Source organism: Brucella gallinifaecis (assembly GCF_006476605.1).
GTDB classification, from domain to species: domain Bacteria; phylum Pseudomonadota; class Alphaproteobacteria; order Rhizobiales; family Rhizobiaceae; genus Brucella; species Brucella gallinifaecis.
Genome location: NZ_ML636801.1, coordinates 18,022 through 28,923, shown reverse-complemented (window position 1 = coordinate 28,923; position 10,902 = coordinate 18,022). Strand labels below are relative to the sequence as shown.

Sequence of the window (10,902 nt, the reverse complement as noted above, 5' to 3'; positions counted from 1 at the left end):
GGGGCCGTCTAGTCACGGTTACTAACTCCCCGATCACCAGGAGTCAGAGAGTTTTATTGCGGGGGCGAACCGCAGAAACTCTTCTGAAAGAAGGGGAATAACCGTGAAAGCACCCGTTGAACTTGATCCCGATGTGGATGATCTGGCGCCGTCCGGTGATGTCATCACCGCCTATGACGAGCAGCACTTTGTAACCTATTTGCGTATTCTGGACGCCAAGTCCGAGGAAGCCGACTGGAAGGAAGTGGCGCGAATTGTTCTGCACCGCGATCCGGCATCAGATGAGATGCGAACCCGGCGATGCTGGCAGAGCCATCTGGAACGCGCTCAATGGCTGTCACGGGAAGGTTACAGGCAAATGCTGGAACAGACTGCGGCAAACAGGAATCGGTGAGATTGCCTCATTTGCCTTTTGATCGTGGAATCGGCTTGACCGGATAGTGCAAAAGCAGCCGATAGCCCCCGCGCATCATCCTGATACCGTGGGCAACCAGACGACGAGCCTTATTCTTGCGCGGATCAGTCTCGAAATCTTCCTTGTTGCCACAGAAGCCGAGTAGAACTTCGGCAACGGCGCGATAGCTTTCGCCGTGCAGCCGTGCGTCCAGCGCCCGTAGCGACAGAAGGTGCCATTGCCGAAGCTGCGCTGGCATGGCGCGAATATCCGGTCCCGGAGAACGGCCTGTCAGGCACCGCCAGAGTCGGCGGGCCGCATGGGCGCGTAATTCCATGAACTCGTCCATGGGCAGGATAGCAGCATAGAAAGCTGCCGCATCTATCGCGCCCTGTTGCAGCCAGAATTGATGCTCCATCCCACCGACACGCCAGATTGCGTGCCAGCCATCCGGCGCGCGGCGCAGGATCAGGCCATCGAGATGTGCGAGAGCGACAAGCCGCCCGTCATCCGGATCGTTCTGCTCGACCGGAGACAGAATAATGGCCTGCGGATTGAAATGCGGCGACCAGAAAGGCGGTGCGCCGTCAGGCTGCGCGTCGGGGTCGTGTGCGAAATCGCACCCCCCAGCGGGAAGCAAAGGCGTTAACCTCTTCTCCCGCGGGTTCTCTCCTCTGCGTGAGTCTCTCGACGTCACGGCGATAGTCTTCGTTGCGACGAAGATATTCCCAAGCGAAACCGGCGGGCGGAAGGTCTTTAATGCGTTTATAGGCCGCCGGAGTACGCCAATCTATGCTCTGCATGGCGCGTCCTCCCAAAGCCGGACGGCACAAGGCTACGTCCGACTTGAAAAGGCTGCGGTATTGAATGGTTTTGCGGTAGCGCATCTAACGCGATAAGTGGATCGCCTAACCCGATCAATCCATTAAAGAATCTCTCGTTAGCACTGTTGCGCATCACATGGGAGACGCCCTAGCGACATTCCCGTGTCAGTGATCGCAGCCGAATGGCGGAAACGCGCGACTGCGTGGTTCCGGCGCAGCCGAGAGCGCGGCCCGCTGGGCGACAGGGCGGCCGCCCACTATGGGTAGCTCGGCGCACATGCCCGCAGCGACGGGCTGATCGTGGTGGGAGTGACGGCTTTCCTGCGGGTATGAGAAAGGCCCCGACCTTGCTGTCGGGGCCTTTGTGCCGCGCCTCAGTCGCCGCGGCGACCGTTGGGGCGGGACCAGATGAGGGAGAAGGTGTCGCCTTCTTCGTCATCGAAGAGGTTGGCGTAGATCGGGGCGTTGAAGCTCGGATCGTCCAGCTTGAGGCCCAGATAGTCGCGGCCCTCGTTGGAGCGCTTGGACCAGGCGGCGCCGATTTCGGCGCGGCCGACCAGAACCCGGTGGCTGGGGGCGTTCTCGCCGGTGGCGCGCAGGTCGGGAACGATGCGCACGGCTTTGGCCTTGACGCTCAGGGTGACGATTTCGCCGGTGAAGTCGTTCGAGCCGGTCTTCTTGAAGGTGCCGATGGTTGCCATTTTAAGTCTCCGTTTTCCGTTTCCGAGCCCGCACCATTGCGGCCTCTATGGCGATCGACCGGCCGGAGACGAACGCTGGCGCACCCCCTTTGGGGGCTGGACAGCACAGGAGAAACTTTCTTGTTCCGCGCGGAATGGCGGCTCTGCCGTCAGGGGAAGAAAGTTGTGACGACGCTGTTGCGCTAAAGCGGTCGAAGCGCATCGCACTGTTCTTCGGCCAGATCAGGCCATTGAAGAGGCCGTTTGGAGCGGTTGAGACACGGGGGCTGAACGGAGACCTGGCAATCTTGAGGCCCATCATGATGACCAGACGAGTAACACCGGCCTTGCTTGTCGCCCTGCGTCTCAGGCTATGCGCATCTCTCTGCCCGACCTGTTCTACCGGCATTGCCCCCAATCGGGTTCTGGTCAGCCCACAACGCTGGCGCTGACCGTTCTGCGCTCCTATGGGCCGGGTCTGTGCCTCAAGTTGATCCGATGCCTGGTCGCTGTCTGCCACCATTTTCCTGACGAAGATGGAAGATGATCCGCACCCGCTTCTGGTCGCCATCAACGGATCGTTGCGGTTCAGGTGCGTGCAAGGTTCCCGTCCGCTGGACCGGCTGCCGCCATGCCTGCAACGCGCAGGAAAGCCGTCACGCCCACCGCAATCGCCCCGATCACCGAGAAGATGAGCTGCCATGTCTCAGACGGCATCATGTGCTTGACGATACCGAGGGTAGCATAGAACCCGGCCATCCCCGCCGGAGCGACGAAGGCCAGAGCGATCAACAGCCGCGCCCAGATCGGGCGGATCAGCATGAGCAGGCCCTGACCGACTGCCAGCGTCAGACCAGCGGCGAGAAGACCGACGACGATGCCGCCGAGCCAGCCAGCCCCTGTGCCATAGGCCCAGGTACCGGCGTTGAGGCCGATAAAGAACGGCAGGGCAAAGACAGCTAGATTGAACAGCAACCAGCACATGGTGCCGATGGCTGCGATGGAAACGAGGATTCCGAGAACGATCATGGTGGTGTCTCCGTGCAAAAGGTTGGACGGTTGCGCCTTCCACCACCACCACGGCGCACTGCGACATATAGCATGAATATGCCTGTCTGTGCGACATGGAATGGTCGGCGGGTGCCATCGTCATGCTCATGATGAGGTGGGAAGGCAGCGCTCACGCGCTGCCGGCCCCGAAGCGATAGACCGGGATGCCCATTTTGCGGGCCTTGTCGGCCAGGTTGTCCTGAATGCCCGTGCCGGGGAAGATGATGACCCCGATCGGCATCGTGGCGAGCATGTGGTCGTTGCGCTTGAACGGTGCTGCCTTGGCATGTTTTGCCCAGTCGGGTTTGAAAGCAACCTGTGCGACCTTGCGGTTATTGGCCCAGGTGGCCGCGATGCGTTCCGCGCCCTTTGGCGATCCGCCGTGCATCAGCACCATGTCCGGGTGCTTGGCGTGGACCTGATCGAGCTTGGCCCAGATCGTCCGGTGATCGGTGGTGTCACCGCCCGAGAAGGCGATTTTCGGTCCGGCGGGCAGCAGCACCTCGTTGTCGGCCCGGCGTTTTGCGGCGAGGAAGTCGCGGCTGTCGATCATGGCCGAGGTCATCTGGCGATGGTTGACCCGAGAGCCGGAGCGTTGCGACCAGGGCGTTCCGGTGGTGCGCAGATAGATGTCGGCGGCGGCATCGCGGAACGTCTCCATACTGTCGCGGCGCTCGATCAGGCTTTGGCCCGCGCCGATCAGGGTTTCGAGCTGGACGGACTTGACCTCGCTGCCGTCCTGTTCGCGCTGAAGGCGCTTCTGTGCCTGCTCGTTATCGTCGAGTTTGGTCTCGATCCGCAGGGCGGCGCGGTGGAAGGTGTTGACGGTGGACCACATGATCTCGTCGAGGTCGAAATCGAGGCTGGTGTCAGCCATGGTGGAAATCAGGGCGTCGAAGATGTCGGAGACTGCGCCCTGGATGACGTGATCTTCGGGTGTGATCCGGGGATCGGCCTCGTCTTCGGAGGGACGGTAGCCGTAGAGTTCGAGTTCTTCGATGGCGTGGCCGGTCGGGGACGTGCTGTGATCGGGTTCGAAATCGTCGTGCGCGTACATGGGATGCTTCCGTCAGTTGGACCGCGACCGTCGCGGCCTTCATGGCGACGAAAGCTCACGGGCGCTCCGGTCTGGCAGCGCGAGCCTCTGGCGAGGGCCTTGATGGCAAAGCCCGGCTGATTTGTTTCGCGCTGTAAAGGCGGGCTTGCCCGCCGACGGAAATCAGTCGGGCGCCGCCATTGCCTGACCGGGGCGTTTGTGGGCCGATCGCCCTCTCAGAAGGCCAAGGCGCGGTCCTCTGCTGATGACAGGATGCAGCCAATGCGCATGACAAGATCGGAATGGCCCGATCACGGCTCCGTACCGGCTATGCGATTGAAGCCATGAAACGGCTGACGTCCTCGGGAGCGATTTGCACCCGGATCTCTGCCCGAACGGCATCCAGCCCGTGAGTTGCAAGATCTTCGTTGAAGTCCCCCATCATGGGCGAGAGCGTGATAGCCTCGATCCCGACCTCGTGCGCCCGGTCCACCAGGCTATCACGGGCGCTGTCACCTGCCGGATCGTTGTCGCGGACGATATAGAGCCTGCGCAGTTGCGGCGGGAACAGGATGGCAGCGAGGTGTCCGGCCGAGAGTGCGGAAACCATCGGCATGATGGGCAAAGCCTGACGCAGCGACAGGATGGTTTCGATACCTTCCCCAGCCGCCATGACATCCTGCACATCACCGAAACGCACTGCATGTCCGAGCAGGTCGCCCATTGCCTTCCTCGGCGGATCGACGGGTGCCTTGCCGGAACCGTCCGGGGCCAGCCATGTGCGGTGTGCGCCGGTGATCCTGCCATCGAGGTCGGTGACGGCGGCGATCATCGCGGGCCATGTTTCGGTCGGGCCATCGTCCTCGGGCCGCCAGTAGCAGTTGGGATGGAAGCGCAGATTTGCGGTCTGGCGTAAATCCGTAATGCCGCGTCCGCGTAAATACGCTTCTGCGGTACTGCCGATCAGCGGCTGCGTCATACGCCAGAGGCGACGTGCGGCCTCGGATGATCCCGATGGTGCTGGCGTTCGGGACCGACGGGATGGCGGCTGCGGTTCAGGATGCGGCAGGCTGAGGAAGCGCCGGGCTTCTTCGGCAACGTCTGCGAAGTCGATCAGACCGAGCGAGTCCCGGATCACGTCCAGCAGATCGCCATATTCACCCGTGGCCGAGTCCTGCCATTTACCGGCAATGCCTTTCACGCTGTCGTGCAGCCGGACGAACATGGATCGGCCAGCCGTGTTTCGGACATCGCCAACCTGCCAGTAACTGCCCTGTTTGCGACCATTCGAGAGATAGTGACGGCACACCGCCTCGGCCTGTCGGCCGAGACGCTGCGCCAGTTCGGAAGCGTTGAGACGCGCCATTATGCGGCCTCCCGCTCACCGATGCGTTCAACCGGGAAGCGGTCAAGCAGTTTGCCAGTGATCTCCGGTCCCGTTGCATCGACGGGCACGAAGAAGCGCAGCTTCCACGAGATGATTTCGCTGAAGAGGCCATAGGCCCGCAGCCGGTCGCGCATTGTGTCAGTAAAGCCGGTCAGTTCGATCCGGTTGGCACCCATGACCCGGACGCGGCGCAGTTGCAGCCCCTCGGCGAGATCAAGGATCGTGCGACCTTCGATCAGCGCGGCATAGGCGGCATCCGGTGTCAGGCTGCTGGTGACGCCACTGGTCGAGGCATTGGCGGCCCATGCCGGCGATACCCGGCGACCGATGATGCGTTCGCCCTCGTCGGTCTGGAGGCGATAGACGCGAGAGGATTCCTGCGGCAGACGCTTCCAGATCGGCAGAAGCAACCCCGTCACCATATGCAGGATGCTGTCGGTGAACTCGGGCACCTCGGCCAGTTCCGCCTTCCAGGCCACGGTGAAGGCGGCACGGTCGGCCTCAAGCCAATGGGTCTCGCCCATCGCCCGCACCGGAATGTTCATCGCCTCCATCGGCCGGATCAGCCGCACGCGCCGTTCGATCTCGCCATCATCCAGCATGACGCTGGTGGTCGGGATCTGCACGGCGGCACGACCGGATCGCTCGTTGATGAGCAATCTTGCGCGGGGATCATTCAGTTCCGCCAGGGCCGCATCGAGCGTGACCGGCTGATTGCGCCTGCGCTCGGTGAGCGTCAGGAGCCGGGTTTCTGCTCCTGTGCCCGGATGGGTGTGGATCACCTGCCGGTCCGTGACGATGAAGCTTTCGGCCTTCAACGTTTCCAGCCCCATGTCATAGGTGCCGGATGCAATCGCCCCGTCGAGCCGGGCCTGCAGAAGCTGCTCGAAGGCGGAGAACAGAATGCCCTGCAACTCGATGGTCAGCGCCAGCAGGCGGTTGAGGAAGGTGGTGATCGGCGGCAGGTCGTCCTTCACACCGTTGCTGTCCATCAGCTTCAGCCCGGTGGCGGATTCAAACCGTTCGAGAGAGCATCCCTCGACCTTGCCGCGCACGATCAGCAGATAGAGCTGGCGCAACGCATCACGGGCATAGGCGGATTCCAGATTATCCTCGGGACGGAACAGGCCCTGGCCGCCGGTCTGGCGCTGGCCGCGCGTGATCGCACCCAGCGTGTCGAGGCGGCGGGCGATGGTCGAGAGGAAGCGCTTCTCGGCTTTGACGTCCGTGGCGATAGGCCGGAACAGTGGCGGTTGCGCCTGATTGGTCCGGTTGGTGCGGCCCAGTCCCTGAATGGCGGCATCGGCCTTCCAGCCCGGCTCCAGCAGGTAATGCACGCGCTGCCGCTGGTTTCTCGCCGAGAGTTCGGCGTGATAGCTGCGTCCGGTGCCACCGGCATCAGAGAAAACCAGAATGCGCTTCTGGTCATCCATGAAGGCCGAAGTCTCGGCAAGGTTGGCGGAAGGCGCTCGGTTCTCGACAGCAAGGCGGGCCGATGCCCCGTTGCCCTTGCGCACGATCCGACGCGAACGGCCTGTGACCTCCGCCACCATATCTGTGCCGAAACGCTGGACGATCTGGTCGAGCGCCCCCGGCACTGGTGGAAGCGAACCCAGCTGCTCCAGCATCTCGTCGCGCCGCGCTACCGCCTCGCGGCATTGCACCGGCTGACCATCGCGGAAGACGGGGCGTGACGAGAGGTTTCCCTCGCCGTCGGTGAAAGGTTCATAGAGCTGCACTGGGAAGGAATGCTGCAAATACGAGCCGACATACTCCCTGGGCGTCACATCGACGGAAATATCATTCCACTCCTCGGTCGGGATCTCGGACAGCCGCCGTTCCATCAGGGCTTCGCCGGTCGAGACGATTTGGATGACGGCGGCATGGCCCGCCTCCAGATCGGCATCCATGGACCGGATCAGGGTCGGGGTTTTCATGGAGGTCAGCAGATGGCCGAAGAAGCGCTGCTTGGTGCTTTCAAAGGCCGAACGGGCGGCCGATTTCGCCTGCCGGTTCAGCGTTCCTTCGCTGCCGGTGATGTTGGCGGCTTCCATGGCCGCGTCCAGATTCCCATGAATCACAGCGAAGGCGGCAGCATATGAATCGTAGATGTGCCGCTGTTCGTCGGTGAGCTGATGCTCGATCAGTTCATATTCGACGCCATCGTAAGAGAGCGAGCGGGCGGTATAGAGGCCGAGGGATCGCAGATCGCGGGCCAGCACTTCCATGGCCGCAACGCCACCGGCCTCAATCGCCTCAACGAACTCGGCGCGGGTGGCAAACGGAAAGTCCTCCCCGCCCCAGAGGCCAAGGCGCTGCGCATAGGCGAGATTGTGGACTGTGGTGGCGCCGGTCGCCGAGACATAGACCACGCGGGCGTCGGGCAGCGCGTGCTGAAGCCGCAGGCCCGCACGTCCCTGCTGCGAAGCGGCGACATCACCGCGTTCGCCTTTTCCGCCACCGGCATTCTGCATGGAATGGCTTTCGTCGAATATAATGGCTCCATCGAAATCAGCCCCCAACCATTCGACGATCTGCTTGACGCGCGAAACCTTCTCGCCCCGGTCGTCGGAGCGTAGCGTGGCATAGGTGGTGAAAAGGATGCCTTCCGACAGCGTGATCTTTGCGCCTTGAGGGAAGCGTGACAGAGGCGTGACCAGCAGGCGTTCCATGCCGAGTGCTGCCCAGTCGCGCTGCGCGTCCTCGATCAGCTTGTCGGATTTGGAGATCCAGATCGCCTTGCGCCGACCGCGAAGCCAGTTGTCGAGAATGACGGCAGCGGACTGGCGGCCCTTGCCAGCGCCGGTTCCGTCACCGAGCATGAACCCCCGGCGGAAACGGATCGATCCGGCAGCATCTTCGGGCGCGGCGCTCACATTGTCGAAATGCTCGTCCACGGTCCAGGCACCCGCGAGATGATCGGCATGGGCTTCACCGGCATAGATCACCGTTTCAAGCTGGGCGTCCGACACACGCGCGCAGATGTCTGCGGGCAGCATGGGGCGGTAAGACGGCTTCGGCGGTGCGACCGAGGCCATGGCGGCGGACTGCACCAGCTTGGTCGGGTGCGGCTGTGCGCCAGCAATGCGTAGCGATTGCAGTGCATATTCCTCATAGATGGCATCGGACAGGCGAGCGCCCTCCGGTGGCACCCAGTCCACGGGCTCATAGGCGAGTTCGACGCCCTCGGGATCATTGGCGGGAGCAGCGGCAGGCCGAGCAGCTGTCGCGCGGGCCAGATAGCCCCGCACGGTTTTCGGCGCGGCGGTAGAAGCAGGCACCACGATCTTCGGCAATGATACCGGCGAACGCTGCGGGACATGCGCCCCGATCCATCCGATCAGCGTGGCAACATCGGGAGCGATGCCTGGTGAGGCCGGGAAACTGGCCGGATCGACGGCGGGCAGTTTGTCGATCACGGTCAGCCGCGTGTCGATCGTGGTGCCGTGCTTTGCATAGACCGCACCATCGACGGCGGCGCTGAACACCACACGGCCACGGTCCTGCAAGCGGATGAAGGCATCCCGCCATGCCGGAGCCTCGGGGCCAAAGCCAGCGCCGGTGATCGTCACCAACCGACCGCCGGGAGCAAGGCGGGCCAGCGCCGAGGCAACATGCCGGTAGGCCGCATCTGCGACACACCCGCTGACATTGGCCATGACCGAAAATGGCGGGTTCATCAGCACCACGGACGGGACGGCATCCGGGGTCAGATGATCGTCGATCTGGGCGGCGTCGAACCGGGTGACGGCAAAGGCCGGAAAGAGCTGGGCCAGCAGATCGGCGCGGGTATCGGCGAGTTCGTTGAGGATCAGCGAACCGCCGATGGTCTGCGCCAGGATCGCGAGAAGGCCGGTGCCAGCCGATGGTTCCAGCACCCTGTCATCAGGCGTGATCGCAGCGGCCGTCAGAGCTGCAAGGCCGAGCGGAACCGGCGTCGAAAACTGCTGGAAGTTGTGGCTTTCCTCGGAGCGTCGGGTCTGCGTGGGCAACAGCCCCGCGATCTTTGCCAGCACGGAAATCCGTGCAGCCGGAGACACGGCTTTACGGAAAAGCGCCTTTCCGTATTTGCGTAAGAAAAGGACGGTAGCGACCTCGCAGGCCTCATAGGCCAGCTTCCAGTCCCAGACGCCGGTAGCGTCCGACGCGCCGAAGGCCGTTTCCATCGCGCCGCGCAAGGTGGCGGCATCGACGCGCTGACCGCGTTCGAGATGGGGAAGCAGAAGGTTGGCCGCAGCCAGGATCGCGGGCGCAGCCGCGAGCGGCGTGACCGGATCGGCCACGGGGAAAACCATGTTCATGTCGGGAGCCTCAGGAGAGCGAGAAGGACAAGCCCGAACGGCGCTCTCTTTCGACCACCCGGACCTGACTCCTCCCGGCCCGCCTCTGACTCTCAAAACGCAGCATAAAAAAAAGCGCCCCGACCGAACGGCGGGGCGCTTGTCAGTGTCTTCCCGGGATCATCCGAAGCGGCGACCGGCTTCGGTAAAAGTGTATTCATTGGCGGCGATGGTTTCATCGACCGCCTCGTCCGAGGACAGATAATCATATTCGCGTTCAAGCTGGCGGTAGAGCCATCGAGCCAGATCGCGCAGCGCCTCGATGATCGTCTCCTCGGCATCGGCGGTCATGTCCTGCCAGGTCGGGCTGTCGCGCTCGACCGAGAACGACATGCAGTATTCGTGATAATAATGGCCGCGATGGCTGACATCGGCGCGAAGTTGATAGAAGTTGCGGCGCTGGATCGCCTGAAGGGCGTCGGCAATGCGATGCAGTTCGGTGTCCTGCGGGGCGTATTCCCGGATCAGGCGCGGCGCCTGTTTGCGGTAGGAATACCATGATTCAAAGCAGGCGCCGTCGCCCTGCGAGGAGAAGCCGCGGAACCAGATGCAGGGGTCTTGCCGTGTGCCACCGCCCATCAACCGGATGGTGCGGGTCTTGAGGTTCAGCCCGTGGATTTCGGCGATGCGCTGGAAATCCTCATAGACGGCATCGTACCAGTCATAGTCGAAGCCCACCTCACGATACCAGGCGCGGGCCTTGTCCTTCGCCGCATCGGAAAGCTCGCCTAAGCGGTAAACGGTGGTTTCGATGATCTCAGGCATAGGGATCTCTCCCTTCGAGAACCGAGGAAAGCCAGCCATCGGTGTCGATCCAGTCCACCGTCTCGCCGGTTGCGAGATCGAGGACATGGGCGCCGCCGCCGAAGCCATCCAGGCGGGGTCGAGAGCAACTGTTTGCCCATTGCAGTCCCCATAATCCGGTCAGGCCGAAGGTCGCCGCGCAGTGCATGACGAACCGGATGACATGCTCGGGATCGCCCGTGTCATCGTCGCGTATCCAGAGCTGCGTACCGTCATGCTCAGGCTGGATCGAGAGTAGGAAGCTGTTGGCAGGTTCATGGTCGGCGCTGCTTCGGTCCGGCAAGGCTTTATAGAGATCGACGGCACGGACGGCATTCTCATGTGTCCCAACGTCGAGCAGGCAGGAAAAGTGGGTGTGGTAATCGGCCATATCAGCCTCCTGAAACA

General features: G+C 62.7%; 12 protein-coding genes. 2 read left to right on the top strand and 10 right to left on the bottom strand.

Annotated elements, in window-relative coordinates; all coding sequences use genetic code 11:
- The first annotated feature begins 103 nt into the window (after positions 1 to 103).
- Positions 104 to 394 carry a DNA -binding domain-containing protein gene (locus FHY56_RS02310; protein ID WP_140903582.1) on the top strand — a complete coding sequence of 97 codons (291 nt, stop codon included), beginning with the start codon at positions 104 to 106 and terminating at the stop codon, positions 392 to 394.
- Between the two features lie 7 nt (positions 395 to 401).
- Here the strand turns inward: FHY56_RS02310 and FHY56_RS02305 are convergent, their stop codons facing one another.
- From FHY56_RS02305 to FHY56_RS02295, 3 genes are all read right to left on the bottom strand, one after another.
- Positions 402 to 1,034 (bottom strand): DUF2285 domain-containing protein, encoded by a 633-nt coding sequence (locus FHY56_RS02305; protein WP_328595368.1) that lies wholly within the window; start codon positions 1,032 to 1,034, stop codon positions 402 to 404.
- The gene (locus tag FHY56_RS18105) at positions 982 to 1,197 is read right to left on the bottom strand and encodes a transcriptional regulator domain-containing protein (protein WP_140903580.1); all 216 of its coding nucleotides are present in this window, start codon (positions 1,195 to 1,197) and stop codon (positions 982 to 984) included. The genes FHY56_RS02305 and FHY56_RS18105 overlap by 53 nt, the downstream gene beginning before the upstream one ends.
- A 395-nt stretch (positions 1,198 to 1,592) precedes the next feature.
- On the bottom strand, positions 1,593 to 1,919 hold the full coding sequence (locus FHY56_RS02295; protein ID WP_140903579.1) for a DUF736 domain-containing protein: 327 nt from the start codon (positions 1,917 to 1,919) through the stop codon (positions 1,593 to 1,595).
- Between the two features lie 299 nt (positions 1,920 to 2,218).
- Here FHY56_RS02295 and FHY56_RS18260 point away from each other — a divergent pair, with 299 nt between their 5' ends.
- The gene (locus FHY56_RS18260) at positions 2,219 to 2,350 is read left to right on the top strand and encodes a hypothetical protein (protein ID WP_268898892.1); all 132 of its coding nucleotides are present in this window, start codon (positions 2,219 to 2,221) and stop codon (positions 2,348 to 2,350) included.
- 136 nt (positions 2,351 to 2,486) lie between these two features.
- On the opposite strand, the gene FHY56_RS02285 is transcribed toward FHY56_RS18260, so the two are convergent.
- The 7 genes from FHY56_RS02285 to FHY56_RS02260 form a co-directional block, all read right to left on the bottom strand.
- Positions 2,487 to 2,927, bottom strand: a complete 441-nt coding sequence (locus tag FHY56_RS02285) for a hypothetical protein (RefSeq protein ID WP_140903578.1) — start codon at positions 2,925 to 2,927, stop codon at positions 2,487 to 2,489.
- Complete coding sequence (locus FHY56_RS17735) at positions 2,924 to 3,082, bottom strand: hypothetical protein (RefSeq protein ID WP_158447725.1); 159 nt, start codon at positions 3,080 to 3,082, stop codon at positions 2,924 to 2,926. The genes FHY56_RS02285 and FHY56_RS17735 overlap by 4 nt, the downstream gene beginning before the upstream one ends.
- Complete coding sequence (locus FHY56_RS02280; protein WP_140903577.1) at positions 3,079 to 4,005, bottom strand: DUF2493 domain-containing protein; 927 nt, start codon at positions 4,003 to 4,005, stop codon at positions 3,079 to 3,081. Before FHY56_RS02280 ends, FHY56_RS17735 begins: the two co-directional genes overlap by 4 nt.
- A gap of 307 nt (positions 4,006 to 4,312) precedes the next feature.
- A complete protein-coding gene (locus FHY56_RS02275; RefSeq protein WP_140903576.1) occupies positions 4,313 to 5,350 on the bottom strand; it encodes a DUF7146 domain-containing protein in 1,038 nt (345 codons plus the stop codon).
- The gene (locus FHY56_RS02270; RefSeq protein WP_140903575.1) at positions 5,350 to 9,672 is read right to left on the bottom strand and encodes a strawberry notch-like NTP hydrolase domain-containing protein; all 4,323 of its coding nucleotides are present in this window, start codon (positions 9,670 to 9,672) and stop codon (positions 5,350 to 5,352) included. Before FHY56_RS02270 ends, FHY56_RS02275 begins: the two co-directional genes overlap by 1 nt.
- A 159-nt stretch (positions 9,673 to 9,831) precedes the next feature.
- Positions 9,832 to 10,476, bottom strand: coding sequence for an antitoxin of toxin-antitoxin stability system (locus FHY56_RS02265; RefSeq protein WP_140903574.1), 645 nt, complete (start codon positions 10,474 to 10,476; stop codon positions 9,832 to 9,834).
- Positions 10,469 to 10,885 (bottom strand): hypothetical protein, encoded by a 417-nt coding sequence (locus FHY56_RS02260; RefSeq protein WP_140903573.1) that lies wholly within the window; start codon positions 10,883 to 10,885, stop codon positions 10,469 to 10,471. The genes FHY56_RS02265 and FHY56_RS02260 overlap by 8 nt, the downstream gene beginning before the upstream one ends.
- Between the last annotated feature and the right edge of the window lie 17 nt (positions 10,886 to 10,902).